The 21,026-nt window shown below is 61.2% G+C and carries 20 protein-coding genes; 10 read left to right on the plus strand and 10 right to left on the minus strand.

Annotation, left to right across the window (positions count from 1 at the left end; genetic code table 11):
• The first annotated feature begins 172 nt into the window (after positions 1 to 172).
• A complete protein-coding gene (locus ACP7C6_RS18400) occupies positions 173 to 1,147 on the plus strand; it encodes a LysR family transcriptional regulator (RefSeq protein ID WP_028618533.1) in 975 nt (324 codons plus the stop codon).
• Here the strand turns inward: ACP7C6_RS18400 and ACP7C6_RS18405 are convergent.
• The 3 genes from ACP7C6_RS18405 to ACP7C6_RS18415 all read right to left on the minus strand — a co-directional run bounded on the left by ACP7C6_RS18405 (position 1,077) and on the right by ACP7C6_RS18415 (position 5,269).
• Positions 1,077 to 1,274, minus strand: coding sequence for a PA3496 family putative envelope integrity protein (locus tag ACP7C6_RS18405; RefSeq protein WP_073860054.1), 198 nt, complete (start codon positions 1,272 to 1,274; stop codon positions 1,077 to 1,079). The two genes, ACP7C6_RS18400 and ACP7C6_RS18405, sit on opposite strands and share 71 nt — an antisense overlap.
• Positions 1,275 to 1,367: 93 nt before the next feature.
• On the minus strand, positions 1,368 to 2,234 hold the full coding sequence (gene hexR, locus ACP7C6_RS18410) for a transcriptional regulator HexR (RefSeq protein WP_003177007.1): 867 nt from the start codon (positions 2,232 to 2,234) through the stop codon (positions 1,368 to 1,370).
• Positions 2,235 to 2,395: 161 nt separating this feature from the next.
• Positions 2,396 to 5,269: an EAL domain-containing protein gene (locus ACP7C6_RS18415; protein WP_323988488.1), complete on the minus strand. Its 2,874-nt coding sequence runs from the start codon at positions 5,267 to 5,269 to the stop codon at positions 2,396 to 2,398.
• Between the two features lie 247 nt (positions 5,270 to 5,516).
• Between ACP7C6_RS18415 and uvrD the strand changes: the two genes are divergently transcribed.
• From uvrD to ACP7C6_RS18430, 3 genes are all read left to right on the plus strand, one after another.
• Entirely contained in the window at positions 5,517 to 7,700 is a 2,184-nt protein-coding gene (gene uvrD, locus ACP7C6_RS18420; RefSeq protein ID WP_028618536.1) for a DNA helicase II, read from the plus strand.
• Between the two features lie 261 nt (positions 7,701 to 7,961).
• Complete coding sequence (locus ACP7C6_RS18425) at positions 7,962 to 8,834, plus strand: Tim44 domain-containing protein (protein ID WP_028618537.1); 873 nt, start codon at positions 7,962 to 7,964, stop codon at positions 8,832 to 8,834.
• Positions 8,835 to 8,970: 136 nt separating this feature from the next.
• Positions 8,971 to 9,378 (plus strand): SMI1/KNR4 family protein, encoded by a 408-nt coding sequence (locus ACP7C6_RS18430; RefSeq protein WP_028618538.1) that lies wholly within the window; start codon positions 8,971 to 8,973, stop codon positions 9,376 to 9,378.
• Positions 9,379 to 9,571: 193 nt separating this feature from the next.
• Here ACP7C6_RS18430 and ACP7C6_RS18435 read toward each other — a convergent pair whose 3' ends face one another.
• The gene (locus ACP7C6_RS18435) at positions 9,572 to 11,335 is read right to left on the minus strand and encodes a cation:proton antiporter (protein ID WP_028618539.1); all 1,764 of its coding nucleotides are present in this window, start codon (positions 11,333 to 11,335) and stop codon (positions 9,572 to 9,574) included.
• 292 nt (positions 11,336 to 11,627) lie between these two features.
• On the opposite strand from ACP7C6_RS18435, the gene ACP7C6_RS18440 reads away from it, so the two are divergent.
• Positions 11,628 to 12,110, plus strand: a complete 483-nt coding sequence (locus ACP7C6_RS18440; protein ID WP_016978672.1) for an acyl-CoA thioesterase — start codon at positions 11,628 to 11,630, stop codon at positions 12,108 to 12,110.
• Here ACP7C6_RS18440 and pdxY read toward each other — a convergent pair whose 3' ends face one another.
• Complete coding sequence (gene pdxY, locus ACP7C6_RS18445) at positions 12,111 to 12,983, minus strand: pyridoxal kinase PdxY (protein ID WP_236317322.1); 873 nt, start codon at positions 12,981 to 12,983, stop codon at positions 12,111 to 12,113.
• Positions 12,984 to 13,100: 117 nt separating this feature from the next.
• On the opposite strand from pdxY, the gene ACP7C6_RS18450 reads away from it, so the two are divergent.
• Positions 13,101 to 13,493, plus strand: a complete 393-nt coding sequence (locus tag ACP7C6_RS18450) for a DUF3301 domain-containing protein (RefSeq protein ID WP_016978674.1) — start codon at positions 13,101 to 13,103, stop codon at positions 13,491 to 13,493.
• Here the strand turns inward: ACP7C6_RS18450 and ACP7C6_RS18455 are convergent.
• Genes ACP7C6_RS18455 through dksA form a run of 4 tightly spaced genes read right to left on the minus strand, consistent with a single transcriptional unit; the run spans position 13,487 to position 16,778 of the window.
• On the minus strand, positions 13,487 to 14,449 hold the full coding sequence (locus tag ACP7C6_RS18455) for a CobW family GTP-binding protein (RefSeq protein ID WP_028618543.1): 963 nt from the start codon (positions 14,447 to 14,449) through the stop codon (positions 13,487 to 13,489). The two genes, ACP7C6_RS18450 and ACP7C6_RS18455, sit on opposite strands and share 7 nt — an antisense overlap.
• A 44-nt stretch (positions 14,450 to 14,493) precedes the next feature.
• Complete coding sequence (locus ACP7C6_RS18460; protein WP_426109077.1) at positions 14,494 to 15,138, minus strand: DUF1826 domain-containing protein; 645 nt, start codon at positions 15,136 to 15,138, stop codon at positions 14,494 to 14,496.
• A complete protein-coding gene (gene zigA / locus ACP7C6_RS18465; RefSeq protein WP_122729979.1) occupies positions 15,138 to 16,346 on the minus strand; it encodes a zinc metallochaperone GTPase ZigA in 1,209 nt (402 codons plus the stop codon). Before zigA ends, ACP7C6_RS18460 begins: the two co-directional genes overlap by 1 nt.
• 27 nt (positions 16,347 to 16,373) lie before the next feature.
• Positions 16,374 to 16,778, minus strand: a complete 405-nt coding sequence (dksA, locus tag ACP7C6_RS18470) for an RNA polymerase-binding protein DksA (RefSeq protein WP_028618546.1) — start codon at positions 16,776 to 16,778, stop codon at positions 16,374 to 16,376.
• A gap of 127 nt (positions 16,779 to 16,905) precedes the next feature.
• Between dksA and ACP7C6_RS18475 the strand changes: the two genes are divergently transcribed.
• Positions 16,906 to 17,274: a hypothetical protein gene (locus tag ACP7C6_RS18475; RefSeq protein WP_028618547.1), complete on the plus strand. Its 369-nt coding sequence runs from the start codon at positions 16,906 to 16,908 to the stop codon at positions 17,272 to 17,274.
• On the opposite strand, the gene ACP7C6_RS18480 is transcribed toward ACP7C6_RS18475, so the two are convergent.
• Positions 17,271 to 18,473 carry an N-acetylmuramoyl-L-alanine amidase gene (locus ACP7C6_RS18480; protein ID WP_028618548.1) on the minus strand — a complete coding sequence of 401 codons (1,203 nt, stop codon included), beginning with the start codon at positions 18,471 to 18,473 and terminating at the stop codon, positions 17,271 to 17,273. The two genes, ACP7C6_RS18475 and ACP7C6_RS18480, sit on opposite strands and share 4 nt — an antisense overlap.
• A gap of 128 nt (positions 18,474 to 18,601) precedes the next feature.
• On the opposite strand from ACP7C6_RS18480, the gene folE2 reads away from it, so the two are divergent.
• Genes folE2 through ACP7C6_RS18495 form a run of 3 tightly spaced genes read left to right on the plus strand, consistent with a single transcriptional unit; the run spans position 18,602 to position 21,023 of the window.
• Positions 18,602 to 19,492: a GTP cyclohydrolase FolE2 gene (gene folE2, locus ACP7C6_RS18485; protein WP_426109078.1), complete on the plus strand. Its 891-nt coding sequence runs from the start codon at positions 18,602 to 18,604 to the stop codon at positions 19,490 to 19,492.
• Positions 19,489 to 20,157, plus strand: a complete 669-nt coding sequence (locus tag ACP7C6_RS18490; RefSeq protein ID WP_426109079.1) for a metal ABC transporter ATP-binding protein — start codon at positions 19,489 to 19,491, stop codon at positions 20,155 to 20,157. Before folE2 ends, ACP7C6_RS18490 begins: the two co-directional genes overlap by 4 nt.
• A complete protein-coding gene (locus ACP7C6_RS18495; RefSeq protein ID WP_028618551.1) occupies positions 20,157 to 21,023 on the plus strand; it encodes a metal ABC transporter permease in 867 nt (288 codons plus the stop codon). The genes ACP7C6_RS18490 and ACP7C6_RS18495 overlap by 1 nt, the downstream gene beginning before the upstream one ends.
• Positions 21,024 to 21,026 lie beyond the last annotated feature (3 nt).

Consider the following 21,026-nt stretch of genomic DNA (forward strand, 5'->3'; position numbering starts at 1 on the left):
CTGCGTTCTTTGACCCGCTGGATCCGGGTCGGCGCGTGACCAAATGTTTCATGACAGTCGCGAGACACACACTAAGCCCGCCGAGGGATTAACAAAAATCAATAATTATTGGGTCGTGCATAAGTAAAGACTTATAGTTTGGCTCATCGGGTTCAGCGGGAGTGTGCTAAAAATGCGTAAGTCATTGATGCGTATGACATTGCGTCAATTGCAGATCTTCAATGAAGTGTGCGATTTGCGCTCCTACAGCCGCGCTGCGGAGGAAATGTCCCTCACACAACCCGCCGTCAGCCTTCAAATTCGCCAGTTGGAAGAGCTGATCGGGCAGCCGCTGTTCGATTATGTCGGCAAAAAGCTCTACATGACCGAGGCCGCTGAAGCCTTGCAGCGGGCGAGTCGCGACATTTTCGGGCGCCTGGAAAACCTCGATATGCAGCTGTCGGACATGCAGGGTTCGCTGCAAGGCCAGTTGAAGCTGGCGATTGAGTCCAGCGCCAAGTACTTCGTGCCGCACCTGTTTGCCGCCTTCAAGCGCCAGCACCCGGAAGTGCAGTTACACCTCACGGTGGTGAACCGCGCCCAGGTGATCCGCAGGCTTTCGGACAATCGCGATGACTTGGTGATCATGTCCATGGTGCCTCAGGACATGGGCCTGGAATTCCTGCCGTTCCTCAACAACCCGATCGTCGCCGTGGCGCCACCCGATCACCCGCTGAGCCTGCAAGGGCCGCTGCGCCTGCAGGATCTGGAACCCTACACACTGCTAGTGCGCGAACCGGGTTCCGGTACGCGGCTGGCGTGCGAGGAGTATTTCAAGGAGAAACGCGTGCACTTCACCCAGACGGTGGAAGTGGCCTCGGCCGAGGCGCAGCGTGAGTGTGTATGCGCGGGGTTGGGCGTGGCGCTGATGACGCGTCACGCGGTCAACATGGAACTGGCCACCGGCGGGCTCAAGGAGCTGCCGGTGGAAGAGCTGCCGCTGTACCGCAGTTGGTGCCTGGTACAGGCCAAGGCCAAGCGCCTGTCACCGGTGGCCCATGCGTTCCTGGGCTTTATCCGCAGCGAAAGGGTGCAGATCAGCGCGCTGGCTGAGCGTTTCGCTGGGCAGCCGCGGGTGCCTGCCAGTGGAGTTCCGGGTAGTCACTGATGCTCTGGAGCAACTGGCGCTCCTCGCAACGGTCTTCGATTGCGCGACGGAACGCCATGCGGCGTTGGTCTTCCTGCTGACGACGGGTTTTAACGGAGCTGTTGCTGTCTTCGTAGGGCCGGGCCATTTGGAGTCTCCCAATGCGAGTGCGGGGAGTTCAGGATGGCCCTGGGCGATGACGGTTTGGCGGCGCGGGGATTACAAACTGATGAAAGTTTGATCAATCATCCAATGCTTTGACGGACTTGGGCGACAGGCGAAGGCTACGCAAACTGCGCTTCACGCTCTTGAGGTGGTTGACCAGGCTCGGCCCACGCGCCATCGCCACGCCCATCGCCAGCACGTCGATCACCACCAGGTGGGCGATGCGCGAAGTCAGTGGCGTGTAGATCTCGGTGTCTTCGTGCACGTCAATCGCCAGGTTGACCGTAGACAGTTCCGCCAACGGCGTCTGGCTCGGGCACAGGGTGATCAGCGACGCACCGCTTTCACGTACCAGGTTGGCGGTGATCAGCAGGTCTTTGGAGCGCCCCGACTGGGAAATGCAGATGGCCACGTCTGTAGGCTTCAAGGTCACCGCCGACATGGCTTGCATGTGCGGGTCGCTGTAGGCCGCAGCGGTGAGCAGCAAACGGAAGAATTTGTGCTGGGCATCGGCAGCCACCGCGCCCGAAGCGCCAAAGCCATAGAACTCGACACGCTGGGCCTGGGACATGGCGGTCACGGCCTTTTGCAACTCCACCGGGTCGAGCTTCTCGCGCACTTCCATCAGGGTGTGCAAGGTGGTGTCGAAGATTTTCAGGCTGTAGTCGGCGACGGAGTCGTCTTCATGGATCGCAAATTGGCCGAAGCTGGCGCCAGCGGCCAGGCTTTGCGCCAGCTTGAGTTTCAAGTCCTGGAACCCGGAGCAACCAATAGCGCGGCAGAAGCGCACGATGGTCGGTTCGCTGATGCCCACGCTGTGCGCCAGGTCGGCCATGGAACTGTGCATCACAGCCGCAGGGTCAAGCAGCACGTGATCGGCAACCTTGAGTTCCGATTTGCGTAACAGGTGGCGCGACTGGGCGATATGTTGCAACAGGTTCAAAGGGCAGGACTCTTGTTATGGGCAGGGCCAGGGATGTAGCAAGCTTGTAGTTATACTACAAGAATTGTCGTTTTGCCCGTCCGACGCATCACTAAATCGCCCCGCTCCCCTTTGAATCTAAGGGCGGCCAAGTTGTAGCCACAGGGGCGCCCCAGGCATCACTAGGGAAAATCTGCATTTTTCCGTAACAAATCTGCCAGCCCTTCGGCCTGCATCGGCCGACTGATCAAATAGCCCTGCACTTCGTCACAACGTTCACCGCGCAGGAAATCCAACTGCTGCTGATCTTCCACGCCTTCAGCCACCACCTTGAGCGCAAGGCCGTGGGCCATAGCGATAATGGCGCGGGTGATAGCGGCGTCTTCACGCCCCTGGCCCAGCCCACGGATGAAGGTCTGGTCGATCTTCACGTAGTCCACGGGAATGCGCTTGAGGTAGCTGAGGGACGAATAACCGGTGCCGAAATCGTCGATCGCCAGCTTCACGCCCAGGTCCCGCAGTTGCTGGAAGGTCGCGATGATGTGTTCGACGCTGTCGAGCAATTGGCTTTCGGTCAGCTCCAACTCCAAGTACTGCGGATCCAGGCCGGTCTCTTCGAGCACCTGGCGCACCAGGCTGACCAGCTTGCCCTGGCGCAGCTGATGCACCGACAGGTTCACTGACACCCGGATCGGCGCCAGGCCCTGGCGCTGCCATTCACACGCCTGCCAGCAGGCCTCGCGCAGCACGAACTCGCCCAGCGGCACGATCAGGCCGGTCTCTTCGGCCAGGCCGATAAAGTCTCCCGGCGGCACCATGCCCCACTGCGGATGCTCCCAGCGGATCAACGCTTCAGCGGCATTCAACTTGCCGGTGGCCAGGCACAGTTTCGGCTGATAGAACACCGTGAGCTGGCGCTCCTCAATGGCTTTGCGCAAGTGGTTTTCCAGTTGCAAACGCTCCAGCGTGCTGGCTTGCAGGCTGTCGGTGTAGAACTGGAAGTTATTGCCGCCCAGGTGCTTGGCATGCTGCATGGCCATGTTGGATTGGCTGACCAGTGCGGAAATTTCCCGCGCATTGTCCGGCAACAGGCTGACGCCCATCGAGGCACTCACCACCAGCTCATGCCCTTCCACCGTCACCGGCACCCGCAGTTTGGCCAGCAGCCGCGTGGCGACCCGCGCCAGGCTCGACAGGTTGCCGTAGGCGTCGAACAGTACGGCGAACTCATCCCCGGACAGACGAGCAATAGTGTCAGCCTCGGGTAACGCATTGATCAGGCGACGCGCCATTTTTTGCAGTAGTTGATCGGCCACTTCATGGCCGAGACTGTCATTGAGCAGTTTGAAGCGATCCAAATTAATGTGCAGCAGCGCCAGGCTACGCCCGCCCTGGCGGACCCGCTGGTGGGCCTCGCGCAGCCGTTCGCGGAACAGCGAGCGGTTGGCCAGGCCGGTCAATTCGTCGTAATGGGTAAGGTAGCGCATGCGCTCTTCGGACTCACGTCGCGCCGAGAGATCGGCGAAGAAGCCCACGATATGGCTGACGTTTCCCCGGATATCGCGCACCACATTCAATTGCAGCCACTGCGGGTACAGCTCGCCGTTCTTGCGCGTTTCCACCAGCTCACCTTGCCAAGTGCCGTGGCTGAGCAATGCCTGGCGGATCACTGGAAAGTGACGGCGTGCATCGCGGCTGCTGGGCAGTTCGACCACATTGCGGCCGATCATGTCGTCGGTTTCAAAGCCTGTGACACGGCTGAACGCCTGGTTCACGGCGATCAGCTTGTAGTCGGGGTCAAGGATCACGATGCCTTCGCTGGCGGCCTCGAATACCGTCGATGCCAAACGCTGCTGTTCTTCCAGGGCCTTGCCGGCAGTGATATCGCGGCGTGTACCGAGCATGCGCGTCACCCGCCCACTGGGCGCGCGCTCTACGGCGCGGCCACGGTCTTCGATCCACACCCAGTGCCCATCGCCGTGGCGCACGCGGTATTCCACCAAGTAGTCCTCGCTGCGACCCTTAAGGTGTTCCACCAAGGCACGCTTGAGCAGCGGCAGGTCTTCGGGATGCAGGCGCGGCTTGAGGTGGCTGAGCATCGCCGTGACGTATTCCGGCTCCAGGCCGAACAGTTCCTTGAGCTGCGTGTGATGGACTTCGTCGGTTTGCAGGTTCCAGTCCCACAGGCCCAACTCACTGGCCTGCAGGGCCATGGCCAGGCGCGCTTCGCTTTTATTCAGGGCCAGGCTGGCAGCGTCCAGCTCCTGGCTGCGTTGGGCCACACGGTCTTGCAGGCCGATCTGGGCTTCGCGCAGTTCTTGCTCGACCTGGCGACGTTGTTCAACTTCGCGCACCAACTCCTGATTGAGCTGCTCGCTGCGCTGTTGTGCCTGTTGCAGATGCTCGATCAGCGCCTGATTCTGAAAACGGCGCAGCAGCCCGCGCTGGATCAGGCGATTGACCTGCCACGCCACCAGGCTCAAGGACGCCAGCAGGATCAGGCCAAGCACGCCCCAACCGCGCTGCTGCGGATCGCCCGTCCAGAACAAATAGACGATAGCCGGCACCAGGCACGGCAAGGCAAACGACAAGAACGCCGGCAAGCTCACGGCATAGGCCACGCTGGCCGACAGCGTCGCCGCGCCGATCAGGCCGAACACCCAGGCCTGTTGCATGAAGCTGTCCACCGGCACCAGCGCGATGGCGGCCGTAGCCAAGGTCAGGCCGCTGACGGCCGAGCCGAGCATGAACATACGCCGCCACACCGGTTGGGCCTGGCGACTGGGCATGGCCGAATCGAACGCCGCCACTTGGATCACGCGCATCGCCACCAGGGCCAGCAGCCAGACCAGCCAGATGCTGTCCAGCAGGTATTGCTTGGGGTTCCACAACAGCCAGGCGCAGACCAGGCCATTGACCAGCATCAACAGGGTCGGCAGCAGCGAGCCTTGATACAGCAGGCGCGTGCGCTCGACCGCCATCTCCGTGGCGTAGTGTTTGCGAAGAACCTGCGCGGGGGCCGCTGAGGGGCCGAGCAGGTCAGTGCTGAGGGTCATAGGCAGTGTTCTTATAATGGTGAGCCCGAAACGTCGACGGAGCATACACAAGCAAGCGCCTGGGCCAAACTGCTCTGCGTCATAAAAACTGCACGGTCGCGCAGCGCAAACTTCCGGGCCAGACGGCTTGAGCGAGACGCCGCGCGGGCTGTGGCCATTGACCGACCGGTCATCAGCCTGGCGGTTTTCCGTCGACCACCCGGCATTGGTATTTGCCCCACTCCCCCGGGCACCCTAGAATGCGCCGATGCGCGATGATCTCTCCCTTTTGCTGAACTCCCTCAACGATGCCCAACGCCAGGCCGTAGCGGCCCCCGTTGGCCGTCAGTTGGTCCTGGCCGGTGCTGGCTCCGGTAAAACCCGAGTGCTGGTGCACCGTATCGCCTGGTTGATCCAGGTCGAAAACGCGTCCCCGCATTCCATCCTGTCGGTGACCTTCACCAACAAGGCCGCTGCCGAGATGCGCCACCGCATCGAACAGTTGATGGGCATCAGCCCGGCCGGCATGTGGGTAGGCACCTTCCACGGCCTGGCGCACCGCCTGTTGCGGGCGCACTGGCAGGAGGCGGGCCTGGCCCAGACCTTCCAGATCCTCGACAGCGATGACCAACAGCGCCTGGTCAAGCGCGTGATCCGCGAGCTCGGCCTCGACGAACAGCGTTGGCCAGCGCGCCAGGCGCAATGGTTCATCAACGGCCAGAAAGACGAAGGCCTGCGCCCGCAACATATCCAGGCCAGCGGCGATTTGTTCCTGGCCACCATGCGCAGCATTTATGAAGCCTACGAGGCTGCCTGCGTGCGCGCCGGGGTCATCGACTTCTCCGAGCTGCTGCTGCGCGCCCTCGACCTGTGGCGCGACAACCCAGGCCTGTTGGCCCATTACCAGAAACGCTTCCGCCACATCCTGGTGGACGAGTTCCAAGACACCAACGCCGTGCAGTACGCCTGGTTGCGCCTGCTGGCCAAGGGCGGTGACAGCCTGATGGTGGTGGGCGACGACGACCAGTCGATCTACGGCTGGCGTGGCGCGAAAATCGAGAACATCTATCAGTATTCCGAAGACTTCCCGGACGCGGTGACCATCCGCCTGGAACAGAACTATCGCTCCACCGCCGGGATCCTCAAGGCCGCCAACGCCTTGATCGCCAATAACACCGGGCGCCTGGGCAAAGAGCTGTGGACCGACGGCGGCGAAGGCGAGGCGATCAACCTGTACGCCGCGTTCAACGAGCACGATGAAGCGCGTTACGTGGTGGAAACCATCGAAAGCGCGCTGAAGACCGGCCTGGCGCGCAGCGACATTGCGATTCTGTACCGTTCCAACGCCCAATCGCGGGTCTTGGAAGAAGCCTTGCTGCGCGAGCGCATTCCGTACCGCATCTATGGTGGCCAGCGCTTCTTCGAACGTGCGGAAATCAAGAACGCCATGGCTTACCTGCGCTTGCTGGAAGGCCGCGGCAACGATGCGGCGCTGGAGCGGGTGATCAACATCCCGGCGCGTGGCATCGGCGAGAAAACCGTCGAAGCGATTCGTGACCATGCGCGCCATGCCGATGTGTCGATGTGGGAAGCCATGCGCTTGCTCATCGTCAACAAAGGCCTGACCGGCCGCGCAGCCGGCGCTTTGGGCGTGTTTGTCGAGCTGATCGAGAACCTGGCGGCCAAGTGCGCGGAAATGCCGTTGCACCTGATGACCCAGACGGTGATCGAACAGTCCGGGCTGATCGCTTACCACGAAGCGGAAAAAGGCGAGAAAGGCCAGGCCAGGGTAGAAAACCTTGAAGAACTGGTGAGCGCCGCCCGTGCGTTCGAAAACACCGAGGAAGACGAGGAGCTGACCCCGCTGGCCGCGTTCCTCGGCCATGCCTCGCTGGAAGCCGGCGATACTCAGGCGGATGAGCATGAAGACAGCATCCAGCTGATGACCTTGCACAGCGCCAAGGGCCTGGAATTCCCCTATGTGTTCCTGGTGGGCATGGAAGAAGGCCTGTTCCCGCACAAGATGAGCCTGGAAGAACCCGGCCGGCTTGAGGAAGAACGCCGCCTGGCCTACGTGGGCATCACCCGCGCCATGCAGAACCTGGTGATGACCTACGCCGAGACCCGACGCCTGTACGGCAGCGAGACCTACAACAAGGTGTCGCGCTTCGTACGTGAAGTGCCGAAGGGTCTGATCCAGGAAGTGCGCCTGTCCAACAGTGTCAGCCGCCCGTTCGGTGGTGGCCAGCAGCAGAGTGCCAGCACCTTGTTCGCCGGTTCCGAGATTCCGGAAACCCAGTTCAGCCTTGGCCAGCAGGTAAGGCACTCAGTGTTTGGCGAAGGCGTGATCCTCAATTTCGAGGGCGCAGGTGCACAGGCGCGAGTGCAGGTGAATTTCGCCGAAGGCAGCAAATGGCTGATGATGGGTTACGCGAAGCTCGAAGCCATCTGAAACACTGCACCTTTATTGTAGGAGCCCGGCTTGCCGGCGATAGCGGCCTTAAGATTGCTATCGCCGGCAAGCCGGGCTCCAAAAGGTGAAGAATCGCGCCCCTCCCTTGTTTTTTACCCGCTCGGGCCAATATCTGTAATTAGTCCTACAGACCCTTCTGAATCGATCTTACGCAAAAGCCCGAAACATTATGTCGCTAGCCACTGTCACTCCACCTGTGCAACATGGCGCGCGTGCAATCCACAAATGGGAATTCCCTTTATGAAACGTTTTCTTAGCATCGCCATGGCGTTGTGCATCGGCCTGACGATGAGCATCGACGCCAACGCCAAACGCTTCGGTGGCGGCAAAAGTTCCGGTGCGGCACCGACTCACCAGACCAGCCAAATGGCTCCATCCGCCGGCGGCATGGGCGGTGCAGCCGCGACCGCAGGCGCAGCCGGTGCTGCTGGCGCCGCTGCCAAGGCCGGCGGTGCTTCGCGCTGGTTGGGCCCCCTGGCCGGTATCGCCGCCGGTGGCCTGCTCGCTTCCATGTTCATGGGTGGCGGCTTCCAGGGCATGCAGATCTTCGACATGCTGATCCTGGCGGTCATCGCCTTTGTGATCTTTCGCTTTATCGCCGCTCGTCGCCGCAAGCAGCAGGAGCACCTGGCTCCAGCCGGCGCGCCGATGCAACGTGAAGTGTTCGAGCAAAAACCAGCCATGGGTTCGATCTTCGGTGGTTCGGCAGCGCCTGCTGCGGCCCGTCCGGTGATCAACGCGCCGGCCTGGTTCAACGAAGAGCGTTTCGTCGAAGCGGCCCGTAGCCACTTCCAGTCCCTGCAGCAGCACTGGGACGCCAACGAAATGGACAAGATCGCCGAGTTCGTGACCCCGCAACTGCTGGAGTTCCTCAAGCGCGAACGTGCCGACATTGGCGATGCTTTCCAGTCGACCTACATCGACGACCTGCGCGTCCAGCTGGAAGGTGTGGATGACCGCGCCGACAAGACTATCGCCACCCTGACCTTCAGCGGTGTGTCGAAGACCTCGCGTTTCGACCAGGGCGAAGTGTTCAGCGAAAGCTGGAACATGGAACGTGCCCAGGGCGACAACCAGCCTTGGCTGGTCGCCGGTATCCGCCAGAACGGCTGATCCTTGCACGCGTGAGCAAGCAGTTACAAAAAACCCCGGACCTGTCCGGGGTTTTCTATTTCACGGTTGCACTTATAGCGAGCTACTGTATAAAACGCCCCTATAAACCGCGCCATCTAGCAAGAGGATCCCGGCCGTGGAAGAAATCATCGAACAATTGCGTGAAGCCAACGAACCGGTCCCGGTTCCTTTGGAGCTGCCTGACGAAGACCAACTGGTGGAAATCGAGGAACAACTGTTCATCGACATCCCGTTCGTCTTTCGTGAATTCCTGCTGACCGTCAGCGACGTGGTGTACGGCAGCCTGGAGCCGGTGACCGTCACCGACCCGCAATCCCACACCTACCTGCCGGACGTGGCCGCCAACGCCTGGGACGCCGGTGTTGATCGTAGCCTGATCCCGATCTGCCAGGACGGCGACGACTACTACTGCGTTGAGGAAGACGGCACTGTGGTGCTGTGGTCTGGCGAAGAAGAAATCGTCACCGAGGAAACCTGGGAATCGGTGTGGCACTGGGCGCGGGACGTCTGGCTGGAAAGCTGAGCCCTGCACCCATGGTGACCGGCTCGCTGTGGTGATCGGGCTTAGCGTGGTGAGCGCGCTCGCCCCGCGCTGGGCTGCGTAGCGGCCCCATGCCTCACATCGCCAAACCTGAAAGAACGCGTCGCCTGGACTGGGGCTGCTACGCAGCCCAGCGCGAGCAAGCTCGCTCACCACAGTAAGTGGCCCGCTTACCTCAGTGTTCGGGCGTATCCTTGTGGTTATCCAGCGTCTCCAACAAGGCGACCTGCATCCGCGTATGCACGCGGATGAACCACCGCCAAAGCACCGCCGCCACTGCAGCCGTGACCACGGCGATCAGCACCAGCAACTTGTTGGTCGGCAGAATACTGGCCGACAAGGCTGCCAATAGCAGGAAGATCACCAGCAACGAAAGAATCGGGATCAACTCCGCGATCACCCGTCGTACGCGCTGGGTATGCCGCCCGGCCATTTCCGGCTTCACACTCATCTCCGCCAACAGCATCGACAGCGCCTTGAGCTTGCGATACGCCGCGATCAGGAAGGGCAGCGACAATAGCAACGCCCCACCCCAGATCAACGCCTTCTGCCAGCTTGGATCACTGATCCAGCCTTCCAGATACCCACCGATACGCGCCGCGAAAAAGCTGCCGGCAAAGAAGATCGCCACCACCAGCGCCAGGTTCACCCCGACTTGCAGGATGATCTTGCGGATCATCGACGCCAGCATCGCGCCTTCGCCCTGGGGCTGGATACTGCGCAGCCATTCACCGTACATGCCGAACACCCGGCTCAATCGCTTGGGCATGACCGCTGCAATCTTCAAGGACAGTGGGTCGGCACCACGAATCAGGTACGGCGTGAGCAGTGTGGTTATCGCTGAAACGGCTACGGCGACAGGGTAAAGGAAGTCGCTGGTCACCTGTAGCGTCATCCCCAACGCCGCAATGATGAAGGAAAACTCACCAATCTGTGACAGCCCCATGCCGACGCGCAGTGAGGTACGCCCGTCATTGCCGGCGATAAACGCCCCCAGGCCACAGGACAGCATTTTGCCCAGCACCACGGCCACAGTGATCACCGCGATCGGCCAGGCGTATTGCAGCAGGATCTGCGGGTCGATCATCAAGCCGATGGCCACGAAGAAGATGGCGCTGAACATGTCGCGGACTGGCTCGATCAGTCGCTCGATCTTAATCAATTGCTTGGATTCGGCCATGATCGCACCGATCAGGAACGCGCCCAGCACCATGCTGTACTCCAGCTTGACCACCAGCAGGCAGAAACCGAAACACAGGCCCAATACGGTGATCAGCAGCATCTCGTTGCTGTCGAACTTGGCCACGTAGGCCAGCAAACGCGGCACCAGCAAAATGCCGATGACCAACGCAACAATCATGAACAACGACAGTTTGCCGACCGTGGAAAACACCTCGCCGGAGCTGACCGTGCCGCTGACGGCAATGCTCGACAGCAAGGCGATGATGCCGATGCCGAGGATGTCCTCGACGATCAGCACGCCGAAAATAAGCTGGGCAAAGCGCTGGTTCTTCATCTTCAGGTCATTGAGCGCCTTGACGATGATGGTGGTGGAGGAAATCGCCAGGATCGCGCCGAGGAACAGTGAGTCCATGGTGCTCCAGTCAAACCAGCGGCCGATCTCGTAGCCGATCCAGATCATCAAGATGATTTCCAGGAAGGCCGCGATAAACGCAGTGGCGCCAACCTTGAACAATTTGCGCAGGCTGAACTCTAGGCCCAGGCAGAACATCAGGAAGATCACCCCCAACTCGGCGAGGGTCTTGATGGTGTCTTCGTCGTGGATCAGGCCGAATGGCGGGGTGTGGGGGCCGATGATGAACCCGGCGACGATGTAGCCCAGGACCACCGGCTGTTTGAGGCGGTGAAACAGGATGGTGACAACCCCAGCCACCAGCATGATCACGGCCAGGTCCTGGATAAAGCTGATGGCGTGCATGGCGAGGGGCTCCTTGAGGGTACTGGCGCTTTTCCCACTTCCGCCCGCGCCTTTGAAATGTCGCAAAGAGCGAAAGGAAAAGTCTGCCTTGATCGTAAGAAATGCCCTGAGGTGGGCTTTTGAAGGTTAACACCGCGACTTCCGGCAGAAAGCCGGTGCAATATATGGAAACAGATCGGTGCACGCGTGACGGCAAGCCGCCTACCGGCGTCCCGTTAAGGAAGGCGCAGCAAAGAGTCCAGCACCCGCAGAGGTGTCCCCCAACCAAATGCCTACAACCCGTGAGTGTGCTATGGAACCCGGAAACGCCCAGCTGTCGATGACGGTATTGATGACCCCTGATATGGCCAACTTTTCAGGCAATGTCCACGGCGGCACCCTGCTCAAGTACCTCGACGAAGTGGCCTACGCCTGTGCGAGCCGTTATGCCGGCCGCTATGTCGTGACGTTGTCGGTGGACCAGGTGATTTTCCGCGAACCGATCCATGTCGGCGAGCTGGTGACCTTCCTCGCGTCGGTCAACTACACCGGCAACACCTCGATGGAGGTGGGCATCAAGGTGGTGACCGAGAACATCCGCGAACGCTCGGTGCGCCACACCAACAGCTGCTTCTTCACCATGGTGGCCGTGGACGACCAGCGCAAACCGGCCGCCGTGCCGCCGTTGCAGCCGCAGAACAGCGAAGATAAGCGCCGGTTCGTTCAGGCACAGCAGCGCCGGCAGATCCGCCAGGAGCTGGAGAAGCGGTATCAGGAAATCAAAGCAGACGCGTAATCACAGGCCGATCGGCGTCGCCTCGAACCGCACGCGGGGATGGGCGATACGGTCCTGAGCACGCACCAACTCCAGTTCATAACTGGCGCAAGCCTGGGTTTCCAGCAGCACTTCATGCACCGCTGCGGCAGTGAACTCGAACGCCGCCACCAGGCTGTCGCCCAACAGTACCCGCGCCAGGAACAACCCCGAGGTCAGGTCGCCCACGCCCACGGGCTGACGCGGAAACGCCAGCAGCGGCCGGCGCAGGTGCCAACTGCCATCGGCGGTCACCAGCAGCATCTCAAAACCGTCCGGCAGCTTGCCGGGGTAATCCAGGTGCTTAACCAATACCGCCTTCGGCCCGCGCGCCAGCAACGCCTTGGCCATGGCCAGGCAGTCGAACAGCGATTGCGGCTTGCGCCCGGCAAAGCTGTCCAGCTCCAGCTGGTTGGGGCACAGGAAGTCAGCCATGGCCGCGGCTTCGTCCAGCAGAAAATCGCTGACTTCCTGGGGCACGATGCAGCCCTTTTCCGGATGGCCCATCACCGGGTCGCACAAATACAGGGCCTTGGGGTTGATGGCCTTGATGCGCGCCACACCGCTGAGAATCGCACGGCCCTGGTCTGCACTGCCCAGGTAACCGGACAGCACCGCATCGCAGTTGCCCAGCTCGCCAATCGCGGCGATGCCTTCTACCAGCGCCGGAATCTGTTGCGGCGCCAGCACTTCGCCCGCCCATTGGCCATACTGGGTGTGGTTGGAGAACTGCACCGTGTTCAACGGCCAGACGTTCACCCCGACGCGCTGCATGGGGAATACGGCGGCGCTGTTTCCGGCGTGGCCAAAGACCACATGAGACTGGATCGCAAGCAGATGAGGTGTGCGTTTCATGCGCGGGATTTCCGTAAAGCCATTGAAATTCTGGCCGCGCAGTATGCGACTAAACGCAGCCTGTACGACAGACCGGCGACACAGTTAAGCTGCTCTCACTTTGTTGGAGTCTTTCGCATGCTGACCCTGGGAAACATCTTCGTGTTGATGCTGCTGGCGACCGGTGCCGCCTGGGTGTGGCACAACCACGGCCTGCGCGAGCGGGCGCTGGAGCGGGTCAAGCAGCATTGCGCCAAGCTCGACATCGAACTGTTGGACGGCGCGGTGGCGCTCAAGCGCATCGGGTTTGTGAAAGATGCCAACGGGCGGCGGCGCCTGGCGCGTATCTACAACTTTGAATTCACCGTGACCGGCGAAACCCGCCACCCGGGCACCATCACCCAATTTGGCGCCCACAGTGCGCAGATCGAACTGGCGCCCTACCCGTTCGAGATCAAGACGCCGCTGCCCAGTGCCGAGGTGATCGAGCTGAGCCAGTGGCGCCAGGACCACGCCAAGAACCGTCAGTAACGGCAGGCCTTTAGTGCGGCCTGCAAGGCAGCCAGGTCCTGTGGCTCGCTGAAAATCAATTCGATACGTGAATCGCGGCGCCACTCGCTGGCCTGCCAAGTCAGCTCGCTGTTATCCACCGCGTTGGTCGAAACCCACCCTTCGGCGCTGTGGATAACCAGTTTGGCGCGGCGCCATTCAAGGCTTGTCAGCCACTGGTCGAGGCGGCGGGTATCGAACTGCTGGCTCGGGTGCCAGCGCCAGCCGACACTCCAACCACCCTCTTGGGCCTGACTCAGGCAGATCGGTTGAGTGGGATCGCTCCACACCGCCGGCATTTGCGCGAGGCCTTCGGGCACTTCGATGTTATCCACAGCGGCTGAAGCCTGCGCGTTCAGGCCGGGTAATTGTTGCAAGGGCAATTGCGCCTGACGGGTCCAGTAGAGCGGGCATTCTGGCAACTGCAGTTCGATCGCTCGGCGCTGCCCAGCGTCCACCCCTTCATCCTTGTTCAACACCAGCAACCCGGCACTCGTCAGAGCCTCTTGCTGCGCTGGCGGTAATGGTTTCCCTGCGGCCAGCGCCTGGGCATCCAATACCAGCACGCAAGGCTGGACGGCCAGCACGCCCTGCCAGGGCGCCTGTCGCAACTGCTTGAGCAATTGCGCCGGATGGCCCAGGCCCGACGGTTCGATAAACAGCCGGTCGGGCTTGGCCTTGCGCAACAGACGGCCCAGTCCTACCTGAAACGGTGCACCGTTCACACAACACAGACAGCCTCCGGCGACTTCGCCCAGGGCAATGCCGTCGTCATCCTGAGTGAGCAAGGCCGCGTCCAGGCCAATCTGCCCGAACTCGTTGATCAGCACGGCCCAGCGCTCGTTGGCCGGACGCTGGGCGAGCAGGTGCTTGATGAGGCTGGTCTTGCCGGCGCCCAAGGGCCCGGCAATCACGTGGGTGGGAATGTTCTGCAGCATGAAGGGCATCGTTCGGACCGTGTAGAGCGTTTGATCCTACGCGGTTATGCGAGCCAATCCAGTGTCAGGATCAATCGGCGCTCGTCGGCCTTGAGTGCCGGTGACCGGTGGATCAAGCCGTAATTCTCATTACCGTGCCATTTGGTGCCCTTGAGCAGGGCGACTTCGCCGCAGTGAATCTGTTCGACACGCTCGCTGGGCTCGGCCTCCGGCTGGCTCAGCCTGCGCCGGTCCATCACGCCTTCGCGCAACCACTGGCTGCCGACCCCCGCATAGGTGGTGATCAGCCGCACTGGAACATGGTCGACGTGAAAACGTGGGCACATCGCCTTATCCAGCAACCTCAAACGCACACCAATACGCTTGGCGCCCAGCAAGCAGGCGAATGCGCTGACCAGCCACGACAAATCGGCAACAAAGCCTTCGTAGCCTTCAAGATCACGGCAACTGGACGCCAGACCCTGCAAGTCAGGCACGGCGTCTTCGTTGTTAAGGTCGATCACCATGGAATCGGCCAACGGCTCGTTGAGCGCCACCAGCAAGGCGCCGAACTCGGCGATGTGCAACGGCAACTGCCGCTCCCACACAGCCAGGTTGACGCCATCTTCCAGGATGTCGGACAGCGCCAGCGGGGTTTCGCCACGGGTCTGGCGAATCACGGGACGCAGGGGAATCACCGGGGCCAGCATCAGGCGGCTGCCTCCTCATACCAAGGGCCAAAAGGATCGGCCAGCAGGCGCCAACCGTCGACGCCCAGGGCCATTTCTTCATCGTTTAGCAGGCATGCGTCCAGCTCGGCACGCAGTTGGGTGAAGTCGATGTTCTGCCCGATAAACACCAGTTCCTGGCGGCAATCACCGGTGCTCAGTTGCCAGTTGCCCATGATCGCCGCGATGCTTTCTTCGTCCTGCGGCCACTGGCTTTTTGGCACAAAGCGCCACCAGCGTCCGGCAAAACCATGGCGCATCAAACCGCCGGCCTGGGACCAACTGCCCGCATCTTGGTGCTTGCTGGCCAGCCAGAAAAAACCCTTGGAGCGCAGCAGTTTGCCGTTGACCCACGGGCGGTCGATGAAGTCGAAGAAACGCTGTGGATGGAAGGGACGGCGCGCACGGTAAGCGGTGGAAGCAATACCGTATTCCTCGGTTTCCGGTACATGTTCACCACGCAATTCCTGCAACCAGCCCGGCGCTTGCGCGGCGCGTTCGAAGTCGAAACGGCCAGTGTTGAGAATCTTGTTCAGCGGTACTTCACCCATGACCATCGGGATGATTTCCGCCTGGGCGTTGAGGCGTTCAAGGATCGCCATCAACTCTTCGCGTTCGCGGCTGCTGATCAGGTCGATTTTGCTGATGAGGATCACGTCGGCGAATTCGATCTGCTCGATCAGCAGGTCGGTGATGGAGCGCTCGTCTTCTTCACCGAGGGTTTCACCACGTGACGCCAGGCTTTCGGCGGCCTGGTAGTCGAGCAGGAAGTTCATGCCGTCGACCACGGTGACCATGGTGTCCAGGCGTGCGATGTCGGCCAGGCTTTGCTCGTTTTCGTCGCGGAAGGTGAAAGTTTCGGCCACGGGCAAGGGTTCGGAGATGCCGGTGGACTCGATCAGCAAGTAATCGAAACGACCTTCCTTGGCGAGTTTTCCGACTTCTTCGAGCAAGTCTTCCCGCAAGGTGCAGCAGATGCAGCCGTTGCTCATCTCCACCAGTTTTTCTTCGGCGCGATTGAGCGTGACGTCGCGCTGGACTTCACTGCCGTCGATGTTGATTTCACTCATGTCGTTGACGATCACCGCCACCCGCAGGTTTTCGCGGTTGCGCAGGACATAGTTGAGCAGCGTGCTTTTACCGGCGCCGAGAAATCCGGACAACACAGTAACGGGGAGACGATTGGGCATCAGGTATTCCTTATCAGGGTTGGCCGGTCAAATCGCCCGTTTGTGGCGTTCGCGCAGCTCTTCACGTTCTTTGGCTTCGATACACAGGGTGGCGGTAGGACGCAGCAACAAGCGCTGTAGGCCGATGGGCTCGCCGGTTTCGCGGCACCAGCCGTATTCCCCGCGCGCGAGCAATTCGAGGGCGTCGTCGATCTTGTCCAACAGCTTCTTTTCCCGCTCCAGCAGGCGCAGTTGCCATTGGCGCTGTTCTTCGGCGCTGCCGACATCGGCGGGGTCGCTGTTGGTTTCCTGCTCGCGCAGTAACAGGAACTCGGCGTCGATGCGGGCTTGCAGCTCATTGCGCTGGGCCAGCAGCAACTCACGGAAGAACCCTTGCTGGGCTTCATTCATGTAGTTGGCGGAAGGCTGGGCCAGGAGGTCTTGTTCGGTCATGGGGAGCGGTTCACGGGTCAGGCTGTTTTTTAATGTTATAGTATAACAATACAAATAAGCCAATCCTCTCTTGCTCGCCACGACGAGGGGCGCAATGCTTGAATACTTCCCGACCTCGAGAAACCCTATGAAACGCTTGGTGTGCGCCCTGTTATTGATTGCCGCAGGACCTGTCTGCGCCCAGGTGCCGAGCCTGCTGGCCAACTGCACGCGCAGCGCCAACCTGCTTGCTTGCGTTGACCCTTCAGGCAACGCCTACAGCGTGGCGACGGTCGGCAGCACCACGTATTTGCGCGGGTACGAGGTGATCGGCAAACGCTATTGGGCACAGACCAACAGCCGCTACGGGCAACTGACGTTCTTTACCGGGTTGGCGTCGGATGGTGAGGCGTGGGTCGGCTACACACGGCGCGTGGGCTGGACCACCCTCAACCGGTTTTCCAGTTCAGGCGGCGCCAGCGCCAAATTCACCTGTAGCCGTATAACCGGCTGTTAGACCTGGCCGTTCTTCTGTTCCTGCACCCACGCCATGTAACTGTTCATCGGTGGGTTCTTCTGGAAGTATTTCTTCAGGCCTTCGAACAGGCCATCGGCAACCGCCTGTTGATGACGCGCGGTGACCAGCCGCGCACTGTCCCGCGCGTTGGAAATAAACCCGGTTTCCACCAGGATCGACGGCACGTCCGGTGACTTGAGCACGGCGAATCCGGCTTGTTCCACGCGCTTCTGATGCAGGCTGGTGATGCCTTCCAGGCTGCCCAGGATCGAGCTGCCCAGTTGCAGGCTGGACGCGATGGTGGCGTTCATCGACATATCCAGGATCACCCCGGCGAGCATCGGGTCCTTATCTTTCAGATTGAGCAGACTGGTGGCACCGAGCAGATCGGCGCCGTTCTCACGTTGCGCCATGAATCGCGCCGTAGCGGAAGTGGCGCCGCCTTCGGACAGGGCATACACCGAAGCGCCCGACGCCGTGATACGCGGCGCCGCGTCCGCATGCACCGAAATAAACATATCGGCATTGTGCTTGTGGGCGATTTCCACGCGCTTGCGCAGCGGTACGAAGAAATCGTCGTTGCGCACCAACTTCACGTCGAAACCTTTCTCGCGCTTCAAGCGCTTAGCCAGCAGTTGGGCGATGGACAGCACCACATCTTTTTCGCGCTGGCCTTTGGAGCCGACGGCGCCTGGGTCCTTGCCGCCATGGCCGGGGTCGACCACCACGATGATGTCGCGTTTGGGGTGGGCCTTGTCCACCAAAGGCTTGGGCTCGGCCGCAATCTGGCGAGGCGCCTGGGTGGCGCTGGTCAGGTCCAACACCAGGCGATGGCCTTGGCCATCCTGGGGCGGCAATAGAAAGCTGTTGAGCTGCATCGGTGCGGCAAGGTCCAGCACGATGCGCGTATCGCCTTTGCCGAAATGCCCGGAGCGGATCGAGGTGATCCCGCTGTTTTTCAGCGCCAACTGAGAGAAATCACCACTGAGCCCGGCGCCGCTGAGGTCGATGATCAAGCGTTCCGGCGCGCTTAAGGTGAAGGTCTTGTACTGGACCGGACCGCTGAGATCGAACACCAGCCGCAGCTTGTCGTCCGAGCGCCACAGGCGGGCGTTGCTGATCTGCGTGGCGTGGGCGGTAAACGGCAAGGTGAACAGCGGGCTGGCCAGAAGCAAGTTTAGGAGCTGACGTCTGTGCATGAAAAATACCGCAAATAAAGGAGCGTCCCTACTCGACATGACTGAAAAAAGGCTGGAGCAGAAAAATCATCGTCGACTCAATAGTTATAATATAACATGTCTTTTTATTTCCAACGATGGACCTGCTCATGAATGCGCTGACTCTGCCGGATATCGCCGCGCAGGCTTCACGCCAAGCCTTGCCACTCGACTGGGTGGGCATGTGCGGTATCGCCCTACCGGTTCTTATCGACGGCCAACGCTTGGCCGCAACCGCCGATGCCGGCGTGAGCCTGGACGATGGCGCCGCCCGTGGCATTCATATGTCTCGCCTGTACCTGGCGCTGGAGATGCTCGACCAGCAACCGCTTACGCCCGCACTTCTGCGTACTGTACTGCAGCGTTTTCTCGACAGTCATGAAGGTTTATCTAATAACGCCTACCTACGCATCCACACCGATTTGCTGCTCAAACGCCCGGCGCTGGTCAGCCCGCTGGCCGGCTGGAAAGGCTACCCGGTGAGCATTGAAGCGCGCCTGGAAAACCAGATGTTCCACGTGGAACTAAAAATTGACGTTACTTATTCCTCAACGTGCCCATGCTCCGCTGCCCTCGCCAGGCAGTTGATTCAGCAACAATTTCTCGACGACTTCGCCAACACACCGTTGCAGCATGAAGACATGTTGACCTGGCTTGGCAGCGCCAATGGCATCGTCGCCACGCCTCATAGCCAGCGCAGCAGTGCGCAGTTGCATGTCCAGTTAAATGGCGAGCAACTGCCGCTTACGGAGTTGATCGACACCGTCGAAGCCGCCCTGGGCACCGCCGTACAAACCGCCGTAAAGCGCGCGGACGAACAAGCATTCGCCCTGGCCAACGGGCAGAACCTGATGTTCTGCGAAGACGCCGCCCGCCGCCTGAACCTCGCCTTGAAACGGTCGGATGCCGTCAAAGCCTTCCACCTGAAAGTGGTCCATGCCGAAAGCCTGCACGCGCACGATGCCGTGGCTGAAAGCCGCTGGACGAGACACCCTGCATGATCACCTGCACCGCTTTACGCTGGGGCGCACCCGGCCAGCCGCTGACGCCCGCCATCAACCTCACCCTGGAAAAAGGCAGCCTCACCGGCATCATCGGCGCCAATGGCACCGGCAAAAGCAGCCTGCTTAAAGTCATCGCCGGCCTGCAGAAACCCCTGGCGGGTAAAGTCACGGTGGATGTTCCACGCCGTGGCGGGCTGTCGTTTCTGCCCCAGCAGCAACACTTGGACCGACAGTTTCCCATCAGCTTGCAGGAACTGGTCGCTGCCGGTTTCTGGGGGACGCAACTTTCCCCGCAACAACGCAGCCAGCGCCTGGAAGCGGTATTGGAAGACTGGTGCCTTGGCGGCCTCGAACACCGCCCCTTGATGGCGTTGTCCGGTGGCGAACTGCAACGCGCCCTGCTCGCCCGCATGAGCCTGACCGAAGCGCCGGTTCTGCTACTTGACGAGCCCCACGCCGCCCTCGATGAAGAAGGCCAGGCGCTGTGCTGGAAGCATATCCACGCGTGGCATGAGCAAGGTCGCACGTTGATCGTGGTCTGCCATGACCTCGCCTCCGTGCGCCACCACACCCAGCAAGTGGTGCAGATCAAAAGCAGCGGCTGCGTGTTCGGCCCGAGCAAAGAGCTGATACGCCCGCAGCCACAGATGCAGGTGGCCTGATGCATTTCGCCGCCCACCTGTGGATGCCTTTTGTTGATTTCGTCTTTATGCGCCGCGCCCTCATCGGCGGGTTGGTGCTCGCCTGCAGCACCGCGCCACTGGGCGTGTTCCTGATCCTGCGACGCATGAGCCTGATCGGTGACGCCGTCGCCCACGGCATCCTGCCCGGCGCAGCCCTCGGCTTCTGGTTCGCCGGCCTCAGCCTCCCCGCCCTGACCATCGGCGGCCTCGGCGCGGGCCTGAGCATGGCAGGCCTGTCCGCGTGGATCACTCGTCGTACCGGCCTGCGCGAAGACGCCAGTCTCGCGGCCATCTACCCCATCTCCCTCGCCGCCGGCGTACTGATCCTGGGCCTCGCCGGCAAACGACTCGACCTGCTACACCTGCTGTTCGGCTCAGCCCTGGCGGTGGACGAAACCACCCTCACCGGCATGCTGTGGGTGTCCAGTTTCAGCCTGATCGCCATGGCCGTGATCTACAAACCCCTGCTGCTGGACACCCTCGACCCGTTGTTCCTGCAAACCGTCAGCCGCCTCGGTCCGCTGGCCCATGGTTTGTTCCTGACTTTGGTGGTGCTGAACCTGGTGATCGGCTTCCAGGCCATCGGCGCCTTGATGGTGGTGGGCCTGATGATGTTGCCGGCCATCGCTTCACGTTTCTGGAGCCGGCGCCTGCCGGTGTTGATCGCGGTATCGGCAGTGCTGGGATGCCTGTCGGTGTGGCTGGGTTTGTTGCTGTCGTTCTACTACTCGTTGCCCAGCGGCCCGGCGATCGTGCTGGTGGCGGGCGCCGGGTATCTGCTGTCCGTGGTCTTCGGTCCGGTGCACGGCTTGCTGCGCCGCCCGCCCTTGCTGTCATCCCAATGAGGT

It is taken from the genome of Pseudomonas sp. TWR1-1-4 (assembly GCF_049897165.1).
GTDB lineage: Bacteria > Pseudomonadota > Gammaproteobacteria > Pseudomonadales > Pseudomonadaceae > Aquipseudomonas > Aquipseudomonas canadensis.

Coding starts and splice junctions, on each gene's coding strand:
- ACP7C6_RS18460 (WP_426109077.1), bottom strand. CDS start 15,138: ATGCTGGCCCCGGTGATTCCCCTGCGTCCCGTGATTCGCCAGACCCGT.
- uvrD (WP_028618536.1), top strand. CDS start 5,517: ATGCGCGATGATCTCTCCCTTTTGCTGAACTCCCTCAACGATGCCCAA.
- ACP7C6_RS18450 (WP_016978674.1), top strand. CDS start 13,101: ATGCTGACCCTGGGAAACATCTTCGTGTTGATGCTGCTGGCGACCGGT.
- ACP7C6_RS18490 (WP_426109079.1), top strand. CDS start 19,489: ATGATCACCTGCACCGCTTTACGCTGGGGCGCACCCGGCCAGCCGCTG.
- ACP7C6_RS18475 (WP_028618547.1), top strand. CDS start 16,906: ATGAAACGCTTGGTGTGCGCCCTGTTATTGATTGCCGCAGGACCTGTC.
- ACP7C6_RS18435 (WP_028618539.1), bottom strand. CDS start 11,335: ATGCACGCCATCAGCTTTATCCAGGACCTGGCCGTGATCATGCTGGTG.
- folE2 (WP_426109078.1), top strand. CDS start 18,602: ATGAATGCGCTGACTCTGCCGGATATCGCCGCGCAGGCTTCACGCCAA.
- ACP7C6_RS18440 (WP_016978672.1), top strand. CDS start 11,628: ATGGAACCCGGAAACGCCCAGCTGTCGATGACGGTATTGATGACCCCT.
- zigA (WP_122729979.1), bottom strand. CDS start 16,346: ATGCCCAATCGTCTCCCCGTTACTGTGTTGTCCGGATTTCTCGGCGCC.
- ACP7C6_RS18480 (WP_028618548.1), bottom strand. CDS start 18,473: ATGCACAGACGTCAGCTCCTAAACTTGCTTCTGGCCAGCCCGCTGTTC.
- pdxY (WP_236317322.1), bottom strand. CDS start 12,983: ATGAAACGCACACCTCATCTGCTTGCGATCCAGTCTCATGTGGTCTTT.
- ACP7C6_RS18455 (WP_028618543.1), bottom strand. CDS start 14,449: ATGCTGCAGAACATTCCCACCCACGTGATTGCCGGGCCCTTGGGCGCC.
- ACP7C6_RS18400 (WP_028618533.1), top strand. CDS start 173: ATGCGTAAGTCATTGATGCGTATGACATTGCGTCAATTGCAGATCTTC.
- ACP7C6_RS18495 (WP_028618551.1), top strand. CDS start 20,157: ATGCATTTCGCCGCCCACCTGTGGATGCCTTTTGTTGATTTCGTCTTT.
- ACP7C6_RS18405 (WP_073860054.1), bottom strand. CDS start 1,274: ATGGCCCGGCCCTACGAAGACAGCAACAGCTCCGTTAAAACCCGTCGT.
- ACP7C6_RS18415 (WP_323988488.1), bottom strand. CDS start 5,269: ATGACCCTCAGCACTGACCTGCTCGGCCCCTCAGCGGCCCCCGCGCAG.
- ACP7C6_RS18425 (WP_028618537.1), top strand. CDS start 7,962: ATGAAACGTTTTCTTAGCATCGCCATGGCGTTGTGCATCGGCCTGACG.
- dksA (WP_028618546.1), bottom strand. CDS start 16,778: ATGACCGAACAAGACCTCCTGGCCCAGCCTTCCGCCAACTACATGAAT.